This is a genomic window from Synechocystis sp. PCC 6714 (assembly GCF_000478825.2).
Lineage (GTDB): Bacteria > Cyanobacteriota > Cyanobacteriia > Cyanobacteriales > Microcystaceae > Synechocystis.
Window position 1 is genome coordinate 2,501,160 of record NZ_CP007542.1, and the last position, 22,387, is coordinate 2,523,546.

Genomic DNA, 22,387 nt, shown 5'->3' on the forward strand with positions numbered 1-22,387 from the left:
GTCCGGTAAAATTGGCGGCGCAGACAAATCAGTAGACTGGGAAAAGAAGATAGGGCAATGGGCAGTCCCCCCCATTGGATCAACGGATCAACCAATAACAGTCTTTCCGTTGAAAATCGATACTTAAAAACCCCAGGGCTTGCGGGGATAGTCTGGGTTGCAAACGTAAGACCATAAAACACCTGGAGAGTAGAAGCAGATGGTATGAAGCGGAAACCTAAATCCTGGGGCTTAGGAATCCTTCTGCTTTAGCAAGGGGAGAATGTCAACGGTCATCCAGAATATCCTTGCCAAAATGTTCTTGGCCATAGGTTTCGGCAATCTTTTGGGCTAATTGGGTATGGAGTTTATGACTAGCCTTGTAGGCAACAAAATGGGCTTGGGGAATTTTTCCCAAGAGACTTAAATCCCCCAGCAAATCCAACAACTTATGACGCACCGGCTCATCGGGGAAACGCAGGGGTGGATTGAGCCATTTTTCCTTGTCACACACCAAGGCATTGTCCAAACTGCCCCCTTTAATCAGTCCTGCCTGTCGCAACTTTTCAATCTGATCCGCAAAGCCGAAAGTCCGGGCTGGGGCGATCGCCGAGGCAAAATTTTCTTCGTCCGGTTCCCAGGTGTACCACTGCTTACCAATGGGCAGATAGGGATAGTCTACGCCGTAGCTGAAGCGGATGTTTTCACAGGGGAAGGCGGCCACAAAGGCATCCTCTAGTTGGCAGGTCAAAGGAGCCTTAATCACCATAGGTTGGTCTTGCTGTTTCTTGGACCGCTGTTTAGTCCCCACCTTGGCGATCGCCGTTAACCAAGTGAGGGCAGAACCGTCCAGCAGAGGCACTTCCGGGCCATTAATCTCAATGCGTAAATCGTCGATTTGCAAAGCTACAAGGGTTGCCAACAGATGTTCTACTGTTCTGACTGTAGCCCCCGTTTCCCCCAACTCAGTGGAGAGCATGGCTTCCCGCACCCAGGTCAAATCCGCCGGAATGATTGGTTTTCCCGGCAAGTCCACCCGCTGGAAATAGCGACCCTTCCCCGCCGCCACTGGACAAAGGGTAACGGTAGTTTCCACACCGGAATGTAGTCCAACTCCCTGGACCGTCAAGGGGGCTTTGAGGGTATGTCCCATGGCATTTATTAAGATGGTTGATGGGCTTAACTATAGCTTATAGCTAGATTTAAATAACTTTAGTAAGTGGGAATTCTAAAGGGAAAAAACGCCTAAAAAGTTTGGGAACGCCAGGATAAGGACAAAGACCACACCAGAATGGTCCTGCTCCGGAGCGGGCCATTGGGGCCAAGGGTTTGGCAACAAACTAAGCGGGTAGGGGGAATCGAACCCCCAACTAAAGCATGGGAGGCTTTCGTTTTACCACTAAACTATACCCGCGCAAAGCTTCCACCATCGTAAAACATTAGGGGAACTTCGCCTAGATGAGAGGGGAAAATTCCAAAATTAAATCGTTGTAATCCAGGTCACTGCCCCCCACTATGTTTTCAAAGCAGAAGAGAGGTTACTGCCCAGGCCGGACATTTGGCTAGTGCAACCGGGGTTAGCAGCCCTAAAGGCAAATAGAGCCACAGGGCCAAGGGTGGGATCGCTACCAGGATTTTGGGTCAGTACATCTTCAATGGAGGCATTGGGGATATATTATAGCCAGACCATAAATGGTATTTCCCCATTAGGTTAATCGTTTCTTTTTTGAGCCCAAGTTAATGCTTGGAGTACATAGCCCACATCCCCTGGGTTGAGATTGATCCGGCGATCACTCTTGCTGTCAACACCGCCGGTTAGACTATCCACTTTAATATAGTACGATCAAGTTTTCATAGGCCCGCACCCGACTAATGGAGACATTGGTCACTACGGAGCGATCACCAATTCCAGGAATAACTAACAGGAATAACTAAAAGGAAGAAAGACAGACCATGTAGCATTTCATTCAATATAGTAAAAAGTGGGCTGTTTAGGATATTTTTAATTTTAAAACCCTTATTTAAAAAGGGTTTCAGTGACTGTTAGTCCTAACTGTCCTAATGTTTGCTATAAAAGATTGATTTTTCTATCTTAAGTGAGGGCACTAAAGTCACATCTTAAGTCATTGAAAGCGCACAAATAAGTTCTTAAAAATGATACTTTGAATTTTGCTAGCTCTAGCATCGCTCTAGATTTAGAACTAAAATGCTCCTATTTTTCTGTGATCTTTATGACTAATCTGTCTTTTTAATAATTTTTTATGGCGATTTCCATCAATTATTTTATCGAGATTTTTAGACAACCTTTTTGACAAAGTTAGCCAAAATTTTCAACCCCAGGGTGGAGGATTTTTCTGGGTGGAACTGTACCGCCATCACATTATCCTTGGCGATCGCCGCTGCAACGGTTTGACTGCCGTGGGTAACACTGGCCGCAACTACTTGAGGGTCAATGGGAGCCATATAGTAGGAATGAACGAAATATACTTGGGGGCGGGGTGGTAGATCTCGCCAGAGGCACAAATTCGGTTGATTCAACTCCAATCCATTCCAACCCATATGGGGAATGGTTAGCTCCGGCTCAGAAAGGAAGTGTTTCACCAACCCGGGGATGATACTTAGCCCCTTTTCCTCCCCTTCTTCGGAACTGTCGAACAACAATTGGGAACCTAAACAAATCCCTAAGAACGGTTTCCCCATGGCGATCGCCTTTTTCAGTACTTCATCCAAACCCCTTGCCCGCAAATGTTGCATTGCCGGATCAAAGGAGCCCACTCCGGGTAAAACAATGGCAGTGGCGGCCTCAATAACATTGGCCCGATCACTCACCTGGGGATTGCCCCCCACCTTCTCCAAACCTTTACACACAGAATGGAGATTGCCCATATCATAGTCAACGACGGCAATATAACCCATGGGAAAGAAAACTCCAAAGTAGGACAAAGTCAGGTTATTGTTGCCAATGCCTGACCCCCGCTTGGCCATTGTAAGCAAAGTTGACCAGCCCCCAGGGAAGTTCCGCCATTTATTTGGACTAGATGGAGTATCAAGACAAAAAATTTCTGCTTAAACCTGGGATCAAGTTCGCCATTGGGCAATTTTGATATTAGAATTCAGCCAACACACCAATTTCACCAATCCATTGGCATTATTTGAGATTTGAGAACCATGGGGCATGAAAAAACTAGAGTCGGTATCATTGGCGCGTCGGGCTATGGCGGCATTCAGTTAGTACGATTATTGTTGGAACATCCCCAGGTGGAATTGACCTACCTAGCGGGGCATAGCAGTGCAGGTAAACCCTACAGTGATCTTTATCCCCATTTAACCCACCGGGTAAATCTGACCATAGAACCCATTGACCTAGAGGCGATCGCCAACCGTTGTGATGCGGTGTTCCTTGGTTTACCCAATGGTTTAGCCTGTGACATGGCCCCAGAATTACTGGCTAAAGGTTGCAAAGTTTTAGACCTGTCGGCGGACTATCGTTTCCGTAACCTCAACACCTACACGGAATGGTACAAAAAAGGACGTCAAGACCAAGCTACAAATAGCCAAGCTGTTTACGGCCTGCCAGAATTGTACCGGGATGCCATTAAGGATGCTCAACTAATTGGTTGCCCCGGATGTTACCCCACCGCCAGTTTATTAGCCCTTTCCCCCTTGCTTAAACAGGGTTTAATTGTGCCCGAAACCGCCATTATTGATGCTAAGTCCGGTACCTCCGGCGGGGGTAGAGAGGCAAAGGTGAATATGCTCCTAGCAGAAGCAGAAGGATCTTTGGGAGCCTATGGAGTTGCCAAACACCGCCATACTCCTGAGATTGAACAGGTTGCCAGTGATTTGGCCGGTACGGAGTTACAAGTACAGTTCACTCCCCATTTAATTCCCATGGTGCGGGGCATTTTGGCCACCGTTTATGCAACCCTGCGGGATCCAGGTTTAGTGCGAGACGATTTAATCACCATTTACAGTGCTTTTTACCGGGCTTCTCCCTTTGTGAAGATTTTGCCCCATGGGGTTTATCCCCAAACAAAATGGGCTTGGGGCACTAACCTTTGTTACATCGGCATTGAAGTGGATCCCCGCACCGGTCGAGTTATTGTCCTTTCCGCCATCGATAATTTGGTCAAAGGCCAAGCAGGGCAAGCGGTGCAATGTTTGAACCTCATGATGGGCTGGGAAGAATCCCTTGGTTTGCCCCAACTGGCTTTTTATCCCTAGCCATGGGTTGCACAAGGATGAACCAATCTGGGTTGATTATAGTCATTTCAAATAATTTCGAGACTGCTTAAGTCTTTATTGACAAGCTTTTCGGTGAATTTGACTGCCTCAGTCTTACTAGAAACGACTATATCTAAAAAAGTAAAACTCCCCCGGTAGATAGATCCTGGAGGAGTTATTTTTTCCGATTCATTAACCCGGATTTATTTTTTCAAACAGCCTATCTGGCTATTGTTTATTGTTGGCGATCGCTATAAGCAGGACGACGGCCACCACTGGAGCGGCGGGGTTTGCCCGGTTTACCTTGGTAGCCACCCCCACTTTTGTTCTGGCCACCGCCACCACCAGCATTGCGGCCACGACGAAGAACGGGCTTGTTGAAATCAACTTCCGGCACTTCCCAATCGGTTTTCATCCATTGGGGGCAACTTTGGTCATAGATCATTTGCAGGGCAGCAGCGGCGATCGCCTGGGCATCGTATTCATCACTCAATTCCCGTACCAAGGGCAAAAAGGAAGCCATTCGCTCACCGGTTAATGCCTCTTTGAGCTGTTCCTGCAGTTTTTCAATCCGCTTAGCTTCCACCTGGGAACGGTTAGGGATAGCACAAACCTCAATTTGCTGTTTGAGACGGTTTTCAATGGAGCGCAGTAAACGACGGTCAATGGGTTCCACCAGGGCGATCGCCTTACCGGTTTTACCAGCCCGTCCCGTGCGGCCAATGCGGTGAATATAGGTTTCAGCGTTATCGGGCAAATCGAAATTGACCACATGGCTGAGGTTATTAACATCTAAACCCCGGGCGGCAATGTCCGTAGCCACCACCAGCTTGATTTTGCCATCGCGAAAACGCTGCACCAAACGCTCCCGTTGGGATTGGCTCAGGTTGCCATGGTACTCGTCCACGCTATGGCCCGCTTCCTGTAAACGGCTGGTGAGGTCGGCGGCGGTTTGCTTGGTACGAACAAAGATAATGGCGGATTCGGGATCTTCCATTTCCAAAATTGGTTGCAATGCCTTAGCCTTAGACCAACCCCGGGGCACGTGGTAAAGCTGCTGCTCAATGCGGGTGGGGGTAGATTGGGTCTGTTTAACGGTCACCAGGGCGGGATCATTTAAAAATTGGTTGACCAACTCTTTGATTTCCCGGGGCATGGTGGCGGAGAAACAAGCAGTCTGCCTGGTGGGGGGAGTTTTACGCAGAATGGTTTTCACATCGTCAATGAAGCCCATGCTCAGCATTTCGTCCGCTTCATCCAGCACCACCCATTGGATGGTTTCCAGTTTGAGTTTTTTGCGGTCAATTAGGTCAATCACCCGTCCAGGAGTCCCTACTACAATTTGTACCCCCCGCTCCAGGCTGCGAATTTGTCGCTCGATGGACTGGCCACCGTAAACATTCAAAATAAACAGACGGCGCTCATGGGAAAAGTCCTTCATTGCCTCCGCCACCTGCTGGGCTAATTCCCGGGTGGGGGTCAAAATTAAGGCTTGCAAATCCCCCTCGGGATCAATACGGTCCATCAAAGGTAGGGCAAAGGCGGCGGTTTTACCCGTGCCGGTTTGGGATTGGGCGAGCATGTCCCGGCCGCTCAGAAGCAGGGGAATGGCTTCAGTTTGAATTTGGGTGGGGGACTCAAAGCCAATGTCGGCCAAGAGTTGACAACGTTTTTCAGAAAGACCAAGGTCGGCGAAAGTACTAGTCAAAGTATTAGTCATGGAAAAGTTCAATAATTTCGGATAACAAAAGACGGTTTAGTGGGCAAATAATTAATAATTAAAAAGTTTGCGGGAATGGCTGGGAACCAACCGTCAATAACACAGCCAGTCCATTCCCCTAGTTGAATAGCTAAAAAACCCTAGCCTCCTCGGCGGTCATACCGTACAGGTCATAATCGTCGGTGGCAGTGACTACGACCGGGACGATTTCATTCAAATTGGCATTGCCCTTGACGTAAACCAATCCGTCCACCTCTGGAGCAAAGCGGGTGGCCCGGCCGATGAATTCCCCAGTGCTGGGATTTTCCTGTTCAATCAGTACGTCTAGGGTCTGCCCTAAACAGGCGGCATTTTTCTGGGCTGAAATGGGTTGCTGTAGGGCCATCAACCGATCCCGGCGATCGCCCATTACCTCTTCCGGCACGGGGTTAGCCAGATCAAAGGCGGCGGTACCCTCCTCTGGAGAAAAGGTGAATACCCCCACATGGTCAAACCGATGGCGCTGGACAAAGCCCAGCAAATGCTCAAAATTTTCCTCCGTTTCCCCAGGAAAGCCCACAATAAAAGTAGTACGCAAGACGGCATCGGGGAGGGCTGCTTTTAACCTTTCGATGATGTTGTCGTTAACCTGACCCTGCCAGGGACGATTCATGGCCCTGAGAATATCAGGATGGGAATGTTGCAGGGGTAAATCCAAATAGGGGAGGACGTTGGGCGTAGTGGCGATCGCCTCAATGACTTTGGGGGTCAACCCAGTGGGGTAGGCGTAGTGAATACGAATCCAGGGAATATCAACTTTGCCTAAGGCTCGGAGCAACTCCGCTAACCTCGGCTCCCCATACAAATCCAACCCATAATTGGTAGTGATTTGGGAGATGAGAATCAATTCCTTTACCCCTTGGCTGGCCAGTTGTTCGGCCTCAGCCACAATGGACTCAATGGGGCGAGACCGCTGTTTGCCCCGCAGTTGGGGAATAATGCAAAAAGCACAGCGGTAATCACATCCCTCCGCCACCCGTAGATAGGCGATCGCCTCATTGGTGGTGCGATAGCGGGGTAAATTTTCGTCAGCAATAAAGCTGGGATTGGGGGAAATGGCTTTAACTCGCTGCCCCTGTTCCGTGCGTCGGATAATATCAACAATATTTTGGTAATCTCCGGTGCCCACCACGGCCACCGCTTCGGGAATCTCCTCTAAAAGTTGCTCCTGGAAATGCTGGGCCAGACAACCGGAAATAACGATTTTCTTTTTTGCTTCCGCTAGTTCTACTAACGTTCTGACTGATTCCTGGCGAGCATCTTGAATAAAACTACAGGTATTGACGATGACGTAATCTGCTAATTCTTCGTTGGCATCGACTTGGTAACCCGCTTCCACTAGCAGCCCTAGCATGTGTTCAGAATCAATGCGGTTTTTTTCGCAACCCAAATGGTTGATGGCGATCGTTGGCGTTTGGCCCATAAATTATTTACTGGATATTGACTGAGTTTAAGTCCAAGGAATGTAGGGTAGGGACTAAACCAAGCAATGATCAGCAAATTCTGTAGACACAGCCTGCGGATGGGGAACGGTGGTCAGACCCTTTTTTGTTTGTAAAGACATTGTAACAGACTTAGACCAGAAAGCCCGTTGGCAGTTGGTGTAATGTTATACATTTCCTGACATTAATCCCAGTATTCTCCTGTTTGAGGTTTAAACTCTCAGCGGAAAAAGTCACCTTAATCAACCAAAAGATAGAAATATGACTAAAAATCACCCCATTAGCACCACTTAGCAGATGGAGGAAATTTTGAGCAAAAAAGCTTAGACAACAATTTTTTTCTAGCCGAAACGGTAACCAAAACCCCGCACTGTGACCAAATATTCCGGTTGGCTAGGATCCTTTTCCAGCTTTTCCCGTAGCCAGCGGATATGTACATCCACTGTTTTACTGTCCCCCATGAAATCAATGCCCCAAATATGTTCAATTAACTGTTCCCTAGACCAGACTCGACGGGGATAGCTCATGAATAATTCCAACAGACGGAATTCTTTGGGGGCTAAATTAACCTCTTCCCCCCGCATTAACACCCGACATTCCTGGGGGTAGAGCACCAAATCCCGAAATTTGCGAAAAGGAGCAGTGCTATTACCGGCAAGGCCCTGGCGACGGATCATAGCCCGACAGCGGGCCACTAACTCTTTCATACTAAAGGGCTTGGTGATGTAATCATCAGCTCCCACTTCCAAACCGGTCACTTTGTCCATTTCTCCCCCCTTTGCACTGACGATTAAAATCGGCGTGTTGTCACCACCAAAGCGCAAACTGCGGCAAACATCTAAACCATTTACCTGGGGAAGCATCACATCTAAAACAATGAGGTCAACGGACGCTTGTCCTGTATCTTCGCTAAATTCCTGTAATAGGGCTAGGGCATCCCGGCCATCGGCTACGGAATGAACTTCATAGCCTTCCTCTTGTAGGGACAACACGATGGTTTCACGGATGGAAACCTCATCTTCAACAACCAAAATACGATGGCTGGGGGGAATTTCCTGGTATTCAAGACAATGGGGCAGTACTTCTAGCGTTGCCATTGGGAAACCTTATGGATGGTAGCTAACCAACATATAACATACGGCATTGATGTTAGCAGTAAACTTTTTGGCAAAATAATGACACTAGAGCCGGGAAAACTTTCCCTATTCCCGAGATTACCTTTGTCTTTTTTTCACGGAAATTGTCCTCAAAACAAGGGTTTGATGATTTTGATCAGAGTTTGGGCGGTCTGTTGATACTCTTCCTGGTCAAACATTCGGCCGGCTTGGGCATTGAGCTTCATTTCCACTTCGTTGGGTCGCCTACGACTGAGGATGAGTTGCTCCACCAGATCATCAAGGGCATAGCTACGAACCAGTCCCCAGTCCGGGCTATGCTCGTCCCAACTTTGGAAAAGCACTGAAAAGAGCAAGATTTTAGCTCGTAGAGGATTTGTGTACTGCATTATCTCGGAGCGAATATCGAAGAGATTATATTCCTTCGTATCGGTTTGGGATTGGATAGAAGTCCCGGGGGGGGTGGGCACCACTGCACCCAATACAGTGACAAGGGGATCGGTTTGGCGATGCCGGGGAGGGGGCGCTGGAATTGGCAGGGCATTGAAATCAATGATGGATGTTTGCTGGGAAAACGCCCCTGGGTGCTGGGGCGAAACCATCAAATTTGTTTGGGGTCCATCGGGCAGGGATGATGCAGAGGGGGAATCCAGTTCGTGGGGCCCACTACCACCATATAGGGATTGCATTTGTTCCAGAATTAGTTTGGCGATCGCCAGATAAAAGGTTGCCTTGTTGATATTGTTGACAATTTGGTTGAAGCCCTCCTGTAACTGCCCTGGGCTGGGATAACGTTGCCGTAGTTCCAGCAATAAACTAGCCAAACCTACCTGTTCGATTGCCTGGAGATTATTCTCCCAATAACCCCGGGCCACTGCGAAAATTAACTTTTGAATGCGGGCCTGTTCTCGATGCTGGATGAGAATGTGTGCTATCTGGCCAGCTAGATATTGGGGGTCTGCCACAACATTTGGCTGTGCCAAGGGCTCAGGCGGGGAGGGCATGGCCAACTCACCTTCTCCCACGGCGATCGCCCCTTCATGGGTCACAACTCCTTTGGGAACAGAAGTTTCTGCATAGGCAGTGTAAATAGGCCCCAATTGGTCCAAAATAGTCTTGGCTACCGCTGCATAAACCTTGGGACGGTTGAGGGTTTTGACCAGTTTGTAAAGAGAAAAAGTAAATTGTTCAATGGTAGGCTTCTGGACCACCAACTCCAACAGCAAAGTATCCAGGCTATTGCTATCGAGTACGTTAGGATCATTTTCCCAGTACTTTTTCGACAAGCAAAATAGTAGTTTTTTAATTCTTTGCCCCTCATCCTGTTCTTCAAGATAGTGGGCCACATCAACTAGAGCACCAGGGGGGATAGACATGGGAGCCAAAAAAATGACCAAAAAACAAACTTAGCTAATTGTGACAATAACGTACACCTATTCCAGCTTAACGGAATATGGCCAGAAAAAAAGTAGCCGTCCTACAACGAAGACAGCTACGAAAAGAGGCTTGGGAACGCACCGAAAATCCTAATCGTTTTGCAGAAAAAGAGGGAAACAGTTTAGTGTACGACTAACTTAACATTGGCGTTTTGTAAGCCCCGTTGTTTCACCTCGGCCAAGGTTTGATTAACGGCGTATTTTTGGTTAATGGAGTTGATCAACTCGGTTTGATTGTGTTTCTTGGCCACACCCCAAAGATCGGCGATCAAGTCGAAGGAACCATCACCGTTGCGGGACCAGCCTAAATCGTAATCGCCATCCAACACAGCCACAATGTCGGCCCGGATGCGTTGGCCATTGTAGCCCCGCACATCAGCTTCGGTCTTGGTGGTAATGCCGAGGTCATTGAGGGAAGAGGTTAAAACTTCAGCGTTCGTGATCTTAGTACGGAGAGTGCTGAAATGAGACATGGTGGATTTCCTCCAGAGAAAAAAGTCAACAACAACAATTGAGAAGTGGGAAATGCCGCCATTAAAACGGCTTATCTTAAATTACTAACCCAACGGTTAGTCTTTGCTCCTGCGGGAACAGGAGAAAGCTTGTTAGAACTCCAGTCGCTGATATTCAGCCACGGAAGCGGAGGCAGGCCGAGCCCTTTGTCGGGCCCAGTCTCGAAGCGCGGTGACCTGCTCTACCATAGTGCGCGACAGGGGCAACGTCGATTTGATCGCTGCGATGATGTCGAGCTGGTTAAATTCTCTTTCTTGGGCAAAGGCCTCGTACATGGCTGCTACGATCGCCTGCTCAATTTCGGCTCCGGAAAAACCGTCGGAGGTACCGGCCAATTCCCCCAGATCAAAACGGGAGGTGTCTTTGCGCCGTTTATGGAGGTGGATACGGAAAATGGCTTCCCGCTCTTCGGAAGAAGGCAGGTCAACGAAAAAGATTTCGTCAAACCGTCCCTTGCGGAGAAATTCCCCCGGTAGGCGATCGACCCGGTTGGCCGTAGCCATGACGAATACAGGGGAAGTTTTTTCCTGCATCCAAGTGAGGAAACTGCCAAAGATGCGGCTGGAAGTGCCCCCGTCGGAGTCTCCGGAACCGGCTCCCCCAGCAAAGGCTTTGTCCAATTCATCAATGAACAAAATGGCCGGGGAAATGGACTCAGCGGTTTTCAAGGCGTTGCGGAGATTCGCCTCCGATCGCCCCACCATGGAACCGTCATAGACTCGCCCCATATCCAGACGCAATAGGGGCAAACCCCAGAGCCGGGAAGTGGTTTTGGCAATCAAAGACTTACCACAACCGGGCACCCCTAGGATCAACATGCCTTTGGGTTGGGGCAGACCGTACTCCCGGGCCCGTTCCGTAAAAGCGTCAGAACGTTGGGTCAACCATTTCTTCAGTTCTTCCAATCCCCCCACGGCCCGGATAGTTTCATCCTCCTCGATGTAGTCAAGGATACCGTTGCGGCGGATCAACTGCTTTTTCTCGGAGAGTACAATTTCCACCTCCTCTTCCGTTAACTGTCCAGCTTTGACGTAGGCTTTGCGGTAAACCTTTTCCGCTTCGTCCTTAGTCAAGCCCAGGGCTGCCTTAAGCAGTTTTTCCCGGGAATCCTGGCCCAAGGTAGGGCGGGCTTTACCCAATTGCTGGCTGAGCACCCCATCCAGGGTGGCCAAATCCGGCAAGGCAAAATCTAAGACCACCACATCCTTTTCCAGTTCAATGGGGGTTTCCTGGTAGGGGGACATAAGCACGATCGCCTTTTCTGTGCCCTTAAAGCTGGCGATCGCCTCCCGTAACCACCGGGTCACCGCCGGGGAAGCAATGAAAGGATGGAGGTCTTTGAAAATGAAAATGCCCGGTTCCTGGCGCACCACCCATTCAATGGCCGCCTCGGGGGAGATGGTATTGTGATGGGTTTTCTGTTGGGTGACGCCGTATTCCCGAAAGCCATGGGTAACGGTCCAAACAAACAGACGTTGGTGCTGGGTAACCTCCTGAACGATGCGATACACCGCTTGCTCGGCCCGTTCCTCCTCGGAAGTAACGAGATAAATCAGGGGATATTGAGCTTTCAGGAGTACACTCAGCTCTTCTTGCATGGGTTCGACCAGAAATTGAGGAAAAGAAGTGACAGAAAGGTTGTGCCGTTGTTTCTGTTTTGGACTGTCTGAAAAACAGAGAGCCTAGCAGGGAATCAACATCTTTTCTGCATCGACATCGGCGGTTACCGGAGCATCATCCACTAGGGGTAGGGAAGACTCGTCGTTATCGTTCAGGACACTGGGCTGATCCTTCAGGGACATCATCTGGCCGTCTCGCATCACCATGGCGGCGTCGCATTCCGGACAGATGTGCACTTGATGGGTTTTGCCATAGGTTGACTTTTCTTCGGCTTCGACCTTGTCCGGGTGCTTGAGGTAAAAATCAATGGCCCGTTCCACGATCGCCGACATAGATTCAGCATCAATGGCTGAGCGAATTCGGAGTTGCCGATGGATGCCCGGCGGCATATAAAGTGTGACCTTTTGCTTGTCCTGCATATCACTAATGATTAGGTTACCCATCGGGTATAGTACCCCAATTTAATCACCCACCACTATCCTGTCAAGCCACTAAGCCACTATGCCTGCATTTTTGTAATATTTCGTTACAAAACTATTTTTCTAGCCAAATTGTTGCCTCAATTACAGCCCCCAGTCCCGTTTCCTAGCACCTTAGGGCCAGGGGTTAGGGTAAAGAGACAGGCAAGGCAGCTACGGGCGCCTTTCCCAGTTGGCGACAACCTGCGCCACTATGGCCCAAGCCCACACCAACCATTGAGGGGGAACCATGCAACTTCAAAGCTACGATCCAGGCAATTTCTACGACGAACTTTTTTCTGCCCCAGGGCAACCCCGACCCCAGGCGGCCCCCCTAATTGATTGGATGGGACAGTTATCCCCCGAAACCCTCAGGCAGCACCATGAAACGGCCCAAATTGCCCTTTTTAACCTAGGAGTAACTTTTCGGGTCTATAACGACGACCAGGGGGTAGAGCGCATTTTCCCCGTAGATATTATTCCCCGCATCATTGCCGAGGCCGAATGGCGATCGCTAGAGAAAGGATTAAAACAGCGCATCAAAGCCTTGAACTGCTTTTTAACCGACGTCTACGGCCCCCAGAAAATTATTAAAGACGGCATTATTCCCCTCGACATTGTCGAATCCGCCAGTGGATTCCTAAAACCCTGCATTGGCATTAAGCCCCCCGCTGGAGTCTGGTGTCACATCACCGGCACCGACTTGGTTAGGGACGGCCAAGGCAAATGGTTTGTGCTGGAAGATAATCTGCGGGTGCCCTCCGGCATCTCCTATGTACTGGAAAATCGGCGGGTGATGAAAAGTACTTTTCCCGATATGTTCCAAACTATCCCCATTCAACCAGTGGACAGTTACCCCAGCCAATTACTGGAAACTTTGCTTAACCTTGCCTCGCCCCATCTGGCCGCCCCAGTGGTGGTGGTTTTAACCCCAGGCATTAATAATTCTGCTTACTTTGAGCATTCTTTCCTGGCCCAACAAATGGGAGTAGAACTGGTGGAAGGTCGGGATTTAGTGGTGGCTGATGGCTATCTACAAATGCGTACCACCAAGGGTTTGCAACGGGTGGATGTGGTGTACCGTCGCTTGGACGATGATTTTATCGACCCAGAGGTATTCCGACCCGATTCTCTTTTAGGGGTAGCAGGGTTAATGGAAGTGTATCGCCAAGGTCGGGTTGCCCTAGCAAATGCCCCGGGGACAGGGGTGGCGGACGATAAAGTTATCTATGCCTATGTGCCGGAGATGATTGACTACTATCTCAAGGAAGAACCTCTCTTGGCCAATGTGCCCACCTATCTCTGTTGGCGGGAAGAGGATAGAAACTATGTGCTGGATCACCTGGCGGAACTAGTCGTTAAATCCGCCAATGAAGCTGGGGGATACGGTATGTTGATGGGTCCCAGTGCCAGCCCCCAGGAAAGGTCCCAATTTGCCGAACGGATTCGCCACAATCCCCGCAACTACATTGCCCAGCCGGTGCTAAATCTTTCCCGGGTGCCCACTTTGATTGGTGATCAAGTGGAAGGTCGCCATGTGGATCTCCGTCCCTATATCCTCAACCGGGGTGATGAAATTTATGTTCATCCCGGTGGTTTAACCAGGGTAGCTTTGCGTAGGGGATCTTTAGTCGTTAATTCTTCCCAGGGGGGCGGCAGTAAGGATACCTGGGTGTTGCAGGGATCCGGAGAATAGTGGATTTTCTGGCCAAACAACTCTGGCTTTCAGCCCTGCCATGGCCAAAGCACGGTCAACGATCTTGGTAGAATGGCAAATGTGTCTTGGATTACCGTTGCGATCGCCACTGTCCCCGAACAAATATGTCTCTATTTGATTGGTTTGCCAACCGTGAAAAAGCTGAGCCCCCCATGCTCCAGCCCCAATCTCCCCAGGAAAGGGAAGTGGCAGATGGGCTATGGACTAAGTGCCCGGCCTGTGGCGTGCTGACCTACACCAAGGATCTGCAAAGTAATTGGTTAGTCTGTGCCGAGTGTGGACACCATCTAAGGGTGGACAGTGACGAACGGATTCGTCAACTAATTGACGCCAAGACCTGGCAACCTATCAACGAACATTTACAACCGACGGATCCCCTCAAATTCAAGGACCGCAAATCCTATAAGGATCGGATCCGGGACACCCAAAAAGCGACGGAGTTGACCGATGCGGTGCAGACGGGCCATGGCCGCCTAGATGGTCTACCGATCGCCTTGGGGGTAATGGATTTCCGTTTTATGGGGGGCAGTATGGGGTCCGTGGTGGGGGAAAAACTCTGCCGCTTGATTGAGTATGCCACTCTGGAAAGATTGCCCGTGGTTATTATTTGCGCTTCCGGTGGAGCCAGGATGCAGGAAGGGATGTTGAGCCTGATGCAAATGGCCAAAATTTCTGGGGCCTTGCAGAAACATCGGGAGCAAAAGCTATTGTATATTCCCGTTTTAACCCATCCCACCACCGGCGGTGTAACGGCTAGCTTTGCCATGTTGGGGGATCTAATTTTGGCCGAACCCAAAGCCACCATTGGTTTTGCCGGCCGGCGAGTGATTGAACAAACGTTACGGGAAAAGTTGCCCGAAGATTTTCAGACTTCTGAATATTTACTGCACCACGGCTTTGTGGATGCCATTGTGCCCCGGCCCCAACTGAAAAGAACTTTGGCGCAACTGATTAGTCTGCACCAGCCCTTTTATCCGATTTTGCCCCCCCTCAATGCCGATGCTAAGCAGGTCAACCCAGAGTTAGTGCTGAGCCACACCACTTTGGCAGTGGATAATCAGGTTTCCGTCAATCAAGATAGTTAAAAAATGCTTGCCGACGGTGATTCAGCTTAGCGAAAAGACTAGAATTCAATGGGTTTACTTAGTTACCCTTGATGGCAATTGCTATCAAAACTGCTGGAAAAAATACTGTTCCGCACTAGGCAACTGCTAGGATATGGAAATAATTACTTTGGCGATCGGTGGGGCAATTGGTTTTGGCATTGGGGCAATCGAACGGTTTCGGCTGAATAATAAAATCAAAAATTTGCTAACGGGACTGCCGGATACCCAAGAAGTTTCCCATTCCCTTTCCCTCGTTTCCCTGGTACGGCGAGAAATTAGCTATTTCAAAAGTCTTTCTGCAGAATATTTAGAGACCATTGACCACTGGCGGGGAGTGATGTCCCTTTCTCCCCTGGGTTATTTGCTCATTGATCAGGAAAATAATTTGGAGTGGTGCAATCCTGCGGCCCAAACTTTACTCCATATTCGCTATTGGCAACCGGGGGAAAGGCGACTTTTTTTAGAGTTTATTCGTTCTTATGAACTGGATCGTTTAATCGAGCGCACCCGCCAAACTCAAGCTAGCCAGACTAGGGAATGGTCTTTTTTCCCGCCCCTCACCGCCGCCATGGAAAGTCGGGAAAATGGCCGTCAGTTTCAATTAACGCCGGAATCAATTTTGCTCAGGGGGTCAGGATTTCCTCTGAGGGATGGCAAAGTGGCCGTATTTGTGGAAAATCGCCAAACTTTAGCGGCCCTGCGCCAAGGTCGAGATCAGGCTTTTTCCGATCTTGCCCACGAGTTAAGAACCCCTTTAACAGCGGTGGCTTTAATTGCGGAACGTTTACAGGCCCGACTACCTGCCGAAGATGGAGACTGGGCTGAGCGGTTGCTGAAGGAGATTTCCCGTTTGCAAAATTTGGTGGAAAGTTGGCTTAATTTAACCCAAATAACCGCTAATCCCAATCTTTACCTGGAACCAGAACCGATTAATTTACGCCATTTGCTTGCCATTACCTGGGAACGATTAACCCCGATCGCCGCGGTGAAAAATATCAGCCTAGACTACCAAGGGCCAGCGGAGTTGAATTTAGAAGGGGACGGCGATCGCCTGATGCAAGTATTGATGAACATTTTGGACAACACGCTGAAATATAGCCCACCGGAAGGAACCATTTTTGTGGAAGGTTATCAGAGCAAACAAGGGATAACCATGGGGATTAGGGATCAAGGCCTAGGATTTCAACCGAGGGATTTACCCTACATTTTTGAGCGACTTTATCGAGGCGATAGTTCCCGTGCTCGTCTACATCCCGATAGTCAGCGCCATGGCAGTGGCCTGGGTTTGGCGATCGCCAAGGAAATTGTCCTGGCCCACGGAGGAAATTTAACGGCGGTTAATCATGAAACTGGCGGAGCAATGTTCACCATTGAATTGCCCCATCAGCCGAAGACTGAAAACGTCTAGAACTTTAGTTTTGTTTAATCATGTTCAGCGGTCCTTAAAAAACTTCAAAATCAGGAGAGTGCGGAAGTTTACACGAATTCTTGGCACCCCCATGACAAGGTAGTGCCCGTGGAGAAACACCATCCAAACTGACTTCAACACACGAATAACACCACACCACCCTAATGATTTCGCCACTACCAAGTGTCGTGGTTGGCCACCGTTGCCTGTAATTTTTCCAACACTCCAGTTACAGGAATTTCTCCCAATTCCCCCGAAGCCCTGGTGCGAATATTGAGGGCATTGGCCTCCACCTCTTTGGCACCAATAACCGCCATCACGGGTATTTTTTGTTTTTCCGCATTGCGAATCATTTTCCCTAGGCGATCGCCACTGGTATCCACTTCCGCCCTTAGACCAAGGGCTTGCATTTGTTTAACAACGGATTGGGCAAAGGGTAAAAACTCATCACTCACCGCCAGCAGACGCACCTGAATGGGAGCTAACCAGAGGGGAAAATCCCCCGCATATTCTTCGATGAGAATGCCAATTAACCGTTCCAAGGAACCAAAAGGAGCCCGGTGAATCATAACGGGGCGTTGGCGGGAACCATCGGCGGCAATATATTCCAAATCAAAGCGTTCCGGCAGATTGTAATCCACCTGCACCGTGCCCAATTGCCATTCCCGTTCCAGGGCATCTTGGAAAATGAAATCCAGTTTTGGCCCATAAAAAGCCGCTTCCCCTGGGGCTTCAAAATAATCCATCTCCAATTCCTGGACCGCTCGACGGATGGCCCCCTGAGCCTTTTCCCAGGCTTCGTCGGAGCCAATGTACTTATCGGACTCTGGATCCCGAAAAGAGAGCCGGGCTTTAAAGTTTTTTAATTGCAAACTTTTGAACACGGTCAGAATTAAATCCACCACACTCAAAAATTCGGCATCCAATTGCTCTGGAGCGACAAACAGGTGGGAATCATCCACCGTAAAGCCCCGCACCCTGGTTAGCCCCCCCAGTTCCCCCGATTGTTCGTAGCGGTAAACAGTGCCAAATTCCGCTAGGCGCAGGGGCAAATCCCGATAGGAGCGCAGTTCACTTTTATAAATTTGAATGTGGAAGGGGCAGTTCATCGGCCTGAGTACAAAGCCCATTTCCTGGGCCGCTTCCTCCGGGGATTCCGCCATCATGGGGAACATGTCTTCGTGGTATTTTTGCCAGTGTCCCGATTGTTTAAATAAGTCCACCCGGGCAATGTGGGGAGTAACCACGGGTAAATAACCCCGTTTAATTTGTTCCTGTTTGAGGAAATCCTCTAGGATGGTGCGAATAATCGTTCCTTTGGGGGTCCAGAGGGGTAAGCCGGGGCCCACCGGGTCAGCAAAAATAAATAGCCCCAATTCTTTGCCTAGTTTGCGGTGATCCCTTTTTAAGGCTTCTTCCTTGCGCCGTTGATATTCCGCCAGTTGTTCCGGGGTTTCCCAGGCAGTGCCGTAAATCCGTTGTAGCTGAGCTTTGTTGGCATCCCCCCGCCAGTAGGCTCCGGCCACACTTTCTAAGGCGATCGCCTTGGGATTAATGTCCGCTGTGGATTCCAAATGGGGCCCAGCACAGAGGTCCCACCACTGATCCCCCAGATGGTAAATGGTAATGGGTTCGTGGATGCCATCGAGGATTTCTAATTTGTAGGGTTCTTGGATTGATTCAATTCTTTGCCTGGCTTCTTCCCGGCTAATTTCTTCCCGAATCACCGGCAGTTTTTTATTAATTATTTTCACCATCTCTTTTTTAATGGCCTTTAAATCTGCCTCTGTAAAGGGTTCTTCCACGTCAAAATCATAGTAAAAACCCGTTTCCGTCCAGGGACCAATGGTCACTTGGGCTTTGGGAAAGATTTTTTGTACTGCCATGGCCATGACATGGGAAGTGGTGTGGCGAATTTTTTTAAGTTGCTCCGACTCACTGGTACGGGGAAGGGCAATGGTATCGGGGGAAACTACGGTTTTGGCCATGGATTATGTTTACAAAAAGTTTTCAGACGAAGGAATTCAGCCCCCTCCCATGATACTTGATCTGCTCCCGGCCCCACTGCCTTGAACATTCAGCTATAGGGTTAATCCCAATCTGGGCCATGGTAAAAGGTTATAATCCAGGGGTTTTCTCTCTTGTCTGCTTTTGCCGTGTCCTACGCCATTGATTTTGGTACTACCAACACAGTCATTGCCCGCTGGAATGAAGCAACCCGCCAAGGAGAGCTAATTGATTTAACTTCCTTAAGCCGCCCTCTGGGGGATAGTGGTCCGCTGATTCCCAGTTTGATTTATGTGGAAAATGCAGCCCTCGGGCAGGTGGCGATCGCCAGACAGGTGCTGGACCGGGGCCGGGATATTCCCACCGATGTAAGGTTTTTTAAGAATTTTAAGCGGGGCATTGGGGCAGTAGTACAAGGCTTTTTGCCCCAACTAGATGGACAGACCCTGACCTTTGAAAAGTTAGGGCAATGGTATTTGGAAAAAATAGTTCAAACACTGACGGAACAGGAAGGGAAAGAACCCGATTGTTTGGCTTTGACGGTGCCAGTGGATAGTTTCGAGTCCTATCGTCATTGGTTGAGTGAAACCTGCCACAGTTGGGGAATAGAAGAAATTCGCCTTTTGGATGAACCGACGGCGGCGGCTTTAGGTTACGGGGTGGAGGATGCCAGCCAAATTTTGGTGTTAGATTTTGGTGGGGGAACGGTGGACTTTTCCTGGGTGCAATTGGGGGACGGAGGAGAAAAGAGCCGTTCGGGATTTCTGCTCAAATGGAGCGGCATTATTACGGGATCTCAGGCAGGGGAAAAATCAGCCTTGGCCAAAGTGGTGGCCAAAGCGGGGGCCAATTTGGGGGGCAGTGACATTGATTATTGGATCAGTGAATATTTTACCGAGGCCCAGGGTTTACAGGTTTCCCCCTGGATTAAACGTTTGGCTGAGCGGTTGAAAATTGCCCTAGGGGAAACGGAAGAAGCTACAGAGGTTTACTTTGATGATCAGGCCTTCGAATCCTATGAGTTTCAGCTACGGCGATCGGATCTAACAGAAATTTTGCAGCAACGACAATTTTTTGCGCGGTTAACAGCATTGTGGGAGCAGGTTCAGCGAACGGCCCAGCGCCGGGGTTTAACTCCCAATCATCTTGATGCAGTGCTAGTGGTGGGGGGCACCAGTCGTTTACCCATGGTGCAGGATTGGATTAACGCCCAATTCCCCGCCAGTAAAATTCGCAATCAACACCCCTTTGGGGCGATCGCCTTGGGGGCATTGCAGATCTATCAGGGGCGACAAGTACAGGATTATCTTTATCACAGCTATGGGGTACGGTACTGGAATCGACGCAAAAATAGCCACAATTGGCATCCCATCATTAAAAGTGGCCAGGGTTACCCCATGGCCGAACCCATTGAACTAACCCTAGGAGCGTCCCTGAATAATCAGCCCAGCATTGAACTGATTGTGGGGGAACTAGGTTCCAGCATTGGGGCCACGGAGGTTTACTTTGACGGCAATCAATTAATTACCAGGGTTTTAGAAAATCAAGAATTCACTGTCCAACCCCTCAACGACCGCAATGGAGCTCGGCAAATTGCCCAACTTTCTCCCCCTGGGGTGCCCGGTGGCGATCGCGTTAAGGTCAAATTTTGGGTGGACGACCAGCGCTATCTACGCCTAACCGTAGAGGATTTGTTACAGCAAAAATTATTGCTGGAAAATCAGGCGGTAGCCCAGTTACGTTAACCGTGGGTCAATTTCTCATCCAAAAATAATATTTGCCTGGAAGTATTCATCGACCTCGATCGCCGGAGGGCCGTGGGGCACTGTCCCCCCCATACTTTGCCAAGGGAAAAATCCATTCCAAGCGATGGCCAAGGTCAGGGTAAAATGTTCTACCCGGAGTCGAGGCCAATTTTTATGATCACCACCGATATCGTCATTATTGGGGCGGGGCACAATGGCTTAGTCTGTGCCGCCTATTTGCTCCAACGGGGCTTGGGGGTGACGTTATTGGAAAAGCGGGATGTACCCGGGGGGGCGGCCACCACGGAAGCATTAATGCCCGAGCTATCGCCGGAGTTTCGGTTTAATCGCTGTGCCATTGACCACGAATTTATTTTTCTGGGGCCAGTGTTGCAGGAGCTAAATTTAGCCCAGTACGGTTTGGAATATCTATTCTGTGACCCCAGTGTTTTTTGTCCGGGGCTAGATGGCCAAGCCTTTATGGCCCACCGTTCCCTCAGCAAAACCTGTGCCCACATTGCGGAGTATAGCCCCAGAGATGCCGAAAAATATCAGCAATTCGTTAATTATTGGACTGATTTGCTCAAAGCTGTCCAGCCTGCTTTTAATGCCCCTCCCCAGGCATTACTGGACCTAGCCCTAAACTATGGTTGGGACAATTTAAAATCCGTGCTGGCGATCGCCGGGTCGAAAACCAAAGCTTTGGATTTTATCCGTACCATGATCGGCTCCCCGGAAGATGTGCTCCATGAATGGTTCGACAGTGAAAGGGTGAAGGCTCCCTTGGCCAGATTATGTTCGGAAATTGGCGCCCCTCCATCCCAAAAGGGCAGTAGCTCCGGCATGATGATGGTGGCCATGCGGCATTTGGAGGGCATTGCCAGACCTAAAGGGGGAACAGGAGCTTTGACCAATGCGTTGGTAAAGTTAGTGCAGGCAAAGGGGGGAAAAATTCTCACCGACCAAATAGTCAAACGGGTATTGGTGGAAAATAACCAGGCGATCGGGGTGGAGGTAGCTAGCGGAGAACAGTACCGGGCGAAAAAAGGAGTAATTTCTAACATCGATGCCCGGCGTTTATTTTTGCAATTGGTGGAACCAGGGGCCCTAGCCAAGGTGGACCAAAACCTAGGGGAACGGCTGAAACGACGCACTGTGAACAATAACGAAGCTATTTTAAAAATCGATTGCGCCCTCTCCGGTTTGCCCCACTTCACCGCCATGGCCGGGCCCGAGGATCTAACAGGAACCATTTTGATTGCGGACTCGGTACGCCATGTGGAAGAAGCCCATGCCCTTATTGCTCTGGGACAAATTCCCGATGCCAATCCGTCTTTATATTTGGATATTCCCACTGTGTTGGATCCCACCATGGCTCCCCCAGGTAAACACACCCTATGGATCGAATTTTTTGCCCCCTACCGCATTGCCGGATTGGAAGGGAAAGGGTTGATGGGCACTGGTTGGACTGATGAATTAAAGGAAAAAGTGGCGGATCGGGTGATTGATAAATTAACGGACTATGCCCCTAATTTGAAATCCTTAATTATTGGTCGCCGAGTGGAAAGTCCCGCCGAACTGGCCCAACGGCTGGGGAGCTATAACGGCAATGTCTATCATCTGGATATGACCCTGGATCAGATGATGTTCCTTAGACCTCTACCGGAAATTGCCAATTACCAAACCCCCATCAAAAATCTTTACCTAACGGGGGCGGGCACCCATCCCGGTGGCTCCATCTCCGGCATGCCGGGGAGAAATTGCGCTCGGGTCTTTTTAAAACAACAACGACGTTTTTGGTAAATGGGTTTCCCTCACTCCGCAGCTGTCTTTACCAACGTTGACGGACAACTACTAG

General features: G+C 49.5%; 16 protein-coding genes and 1 tRNA gene. 6 read left to right on the forward strand and 11 right to left on the reverse strand.

The window, feature by feature from the left end; translation table 11 throughout:
• Positions 1-265 precede the first annotated feature (265 nt).
• From lpxC to hisH, 3 genes are all read right to left on the reverse strand, one after another.
• Positions 266-1,132, reverse strand: coding sequence for a UDP-3-O-acyl-N-acetylglucosamine deacetylase (gene lpxC / locus D082_RS11525; RefSeq protein ID WP_038530817.1), 867 nt, complete (start codon positions 1,130-1,132; stop codon positions 266-268).
• 190 nt (positions 1,133-1,322) lie between these two features.
• Positions 1,323-1,393, reverse strand: a tRNA-Gly gene (locus D082_RS11530).
• Positions 1,394-2,274: 881 nt separating this feature from the next.
• Entirely contained in the window at positions 2,275-2,895 is a 621-nt protein-coding gene (gene hisH, locus D082_RS11535) for an imidazole glycerol phosphate synthase subunit HisH (RefSeq protein WP_028947537.1), read from the reverse strand.
• A 252-nt stretch (positions 2,896-3,147) separates the two neighbouring features.
• Between hisH and argC the strand changes: the two genes are divergently transcribed.
• Positions 3,148-4,203 carry an N-acetyl-gamma-glutamyl-phosphate reductase gene (argC, locus tag D082_RS11540; RefSeq protein ID WP_028947536.1) on the forward strand — a complete coding sequence of 352 codons (1,056 nt, stop codon included), beginning with the start codon at positions 3,148-3,150 and terminating at the stop codon, positions 4,201-4,203.
• A 235-nt stretch (positions 4,204-4,438) separates the two neighbouring features.
• Here the strand turns inward: argC and D082_RS11545 are convergent, their stop codons facing one another.
• The 7 genes from D082_RS11545 to D082_RS11575 form a co-directional block, all read right to left on the reverse strand.
• The gene (locus tag D082_RS11545; protein WP_028947535.1) at positions 4,439-5,923 is read right to left on the reverse strand and encodes a DEAD/DEAH box helicase; all 1,485 of its coding nucleotides are present in this window, start codon (positions 5,921-5,923) and stop codon (positions 4,439-4,441) included.
• 130 nt (positions 5,924-6,053) lie between these two features.
• Positions 6,054-7,385, reverse strand: a complete 1,332-nt coding sequence (gene rimO / locus D082_RS11550; protein WP_028947534.1) for a 30S ribosomal protein S12 methylthiotransferase RimO — start codon at positions 7,383-7,385, stop codon at positions 6,054-6,056.
• A gap of 360 nt (positions 7,386-7,745) precedes the next feature.
• The gene (locus D082_RS11555) at positions 7,746-8,501 is read right to left on the reverse strand and encodes a response regulator transcription factor (protein ID WP_028947533.1); all 756 of its coding nucleotides are present in this window, start codon (positions 8,499-8,501) and stop codon (positions 7,746-7,748) included.
• A 149-nt stretch (positions 8,502-8,650) separates the two neighbouring features.
• Positions 8,651-9,895: a hypothetical protein gene (locus D082_RS11560; protein ID WP_028947532.1), complete on the reverse strand. Its 1,245-nt coding sequence runs from the start codon at positions 9,893-9,895 to the stop codon at positions 8,651-8,653.
• Between the two features lie 182 nt (positions 9,896-10,077).
• Positions 10,078-10,428, reverse strand: a complete 351-nt coding sequence (locus D082_RS11565; protein WP_028947531.1) for a DUF1257 domain-containing protein — start codon at positions 10,426-10,428, stop codon at positions 10,078-10,080.
• A 132-nt stretch (positions 10,429-10,560) separates the two neighbouring features.
• Positions 10,561-12,066, reverse strand: coding sequence for an AAA family ATPase (locus D082_RS11570; protein ID WP_028947530.1), 1,506 nt, complete (start codon positions 12,064-12,066; stop codon positions 10,561-10,563).
• Between the two features lie 84 nt (positions 12,067-12,150).
• Entirely contained in the window at positions 12,151-12,531 is a 381-nt protein-coding gene (locus D082_RS11575; protein WP_028947529.1) for a hypothetical protein, read from the reverse strand.
• A 265-nt stretch (positions 12,532-12,796) separates the two neighbouring features.
• Between D082_RS11575 and D082_RS11580 the strand changes: the two genes are divergently transcribed.
• The 3 genes from D082_RS11580 (at position 12,797) to D082_RS11590 (ending at position 16,777) form a co-directional block, all read left to right on the forward strand.
• On the forward strand, positions 12,797-14,242 hold the full coding sequence (locus D082_RS11580) for a circularly permuted type 2 ATP-grasp protein (RefSeq protein ID WP_028947528.1): 1,446 nt from the start codon (positions 12,797-12,799) through the stop codon (positions 14,240-14,242).
• Between the two features lie 125 nt (positions 14,243-14,367).
• Positions 14,368-15,348: an acetyl-CoA carboxylase, carboxyltransferase subunit beta gene (accD, locus tag D082_RS11585; RefSeq protein ID WP_028947527.1), complete on the forward strand. Its 981-nt coding sequence runs from the start codon at positions 14,368-14,370 to the stop codon at positions 15,346-15,348.
• 133 nt (positions 15,349-15,481) lie between these two features.
• A complete protein-coding gene (locus D082_RS11590) occupies positions 15,482-16,777 on the forward strand; it encodes a cell wall metabolism sensor histidine kinase WalK (protein ID WP_028947526.1) in 1,296 nt (431 codons plus the stop codon).
• Positions 16,778-16,953: 176 nt separating this feature from the next.
• Here the strand turns inward: D082_RS11590 and thrS are convergent, their stop codons facing one another.
• Complete coding sequence (gene thrS / locus D082_RS11595; protein ID WP_028947525.1) at positions 16,954-18,765, reverse strand: threonine--tRNA ligase; 1,812 nt, start codon at positions 18,763-18,765, stop codon at positions 16,954-16,956.
• Between the two features lie 168 nt (positions 18,766-18,933).
• On the opposite strand from thrS, the gene D082_RS11600 reads away from it, so the two are divergent.
• Together D082_RS11600 and D082_RS11605 are read left to right on the forward strand one after the other, a co-directional pair.
• Positions 18,934-20,529 carry an Hsp70 family protein gene (locus D082_RS11600; RefSeq protein WP_028947524.1) on the forward strand — a complete coding sequence of 532 codons (1,596 nt, stop codon included), beginning with the start codon at positions 18,934-18,936 and terminating at the stop codon, positions 20,527-20,529.
• 174 nt (positions 20,530-20,703) lie between these two features.
• Positions 20,704-22,332 carry an NAD(P)/FAD-dependent oxidoreductase gene (locus tag D082_RS11605; protein ID WP_028947523.1) on the forward strand — a complete coding sequence of 543 codons (1,629 nt, stop codon included), beginning with the start codon at positions 20,704-20,706 and terminating at the stop codon, positions 22,330-22,332.
• Positions 22,333-22,387: the final 55 nt, after the last annotated feature.

What these genes read in the sequence shown, in the direction of transcription:
- lpxC (WP_038530817.1), bottom strand. Translation starts at nt 1,132, where the DNA reads ATGGGACATACCCTCAAAGCCCCCTTGACGGTCCAGGGAGTTGGACTA.
- hisH (WP_028947537.1), bottom strand. Translation starts at nt 2,895, where the DNA reads ATGGGTTATATTGCCGTCGTTGACTATGATATGGGCAATCTCCATTCT.
- argC (WP_028947536.1), top strand. Translation starts at nt 3,148, where the DNA reads ATGGGGCATGAAAAAACTAGAGTCGGTATCATTGGCGCGTCGGGCTAT.
- D082_RS11545 (WP_028947535.1), bottom strand. Translation starts at nt 5,923, where the DNA reads ATGACTAATACTTTGACTAGTACTTTCGCCGACCTTGGTCTTTCTGAA.
- rimO (WP_028947534.1), bottom strand. Translation starts at nt 7,385, where the DNA reads ATGGGCCAAACGCCAACGATCGCCATCAACCATTTGGGTTGCGAAAAA.
- D082_RS11555 (WP_028947533.1), bottom strand. Translation starts at nt 8,501, where the DNA reads ATGGCAACGCTAGAAGTACTGCCCCATTGTCTTGAATACCAGGAAATT.
- D082_RS11560 (WP_028947532.1), bottom strand. Translation starts at nt 9,895, where the DNA reads ATGTCTATCCCCCCTGGTGCTCTAGTTGATGTGGCCCACTATCTTGAA.
- D082_RS11565 (WP_028947531.1), bottom strand. Translation starts at nt 10,428, where the DNA reads ATGTCTCATTTCAGCACTCTCCGTACTAAGATCACGAACGCTGAAGTT.
- D082_RS11570 (WP_028947530.1), bottom strand. Translation starts at nt 12,066, where the DNA reads ATGCAAGAAGAGCTGAGTGTACTCCTGAAAGCTCAATATCCCCTGATT.
- D082_RS11575 (WP_028947529.1), bottom strand. Translation starts at nt 12,531, where the DNA reads ATGGGTAACCTAATCATTAGTGATATGCAGGACAAGCAAAAGGTCACA.
- D082_RS11580 (WP_028947528.1), top strand. Translation starts at nt 12,797, where the DNA reads ATGCAACTTCAAAGCTACGATCCAGGCAATTTCTACGACGAACTTTTT.
- accD (WP_028947527.1), top strand. Translation starts at nt 14,368, where the DNA reads ATGTCTCTATTTGATTGGTTTGCCAACCGTGAAAAAGCTGAGCCCCCC.
- D082_RS11590 (WP_028947526.1), top strand. Translation starts at nt 15,482, where the DNA reads ATGGAAATAATTACTTTGGCGATCGGTGGGGCAATTGGTTTTGGCATT.
- thrS (WP_028947525.1), bottom strand. Translation starts at nt 18,765, where the DNA reads ATGGCCAAAACCGTAGTTTCCCCCGATACCATTGCCCTTCCCCGTACC.
- D082_RS11605 (WP_028947523.1), top strand. Translation starts at nt 20,704, where the DNA reads ATGATCACCACCGATATCGTCATTATTGGGGCGGGGCACAATGGCTTA.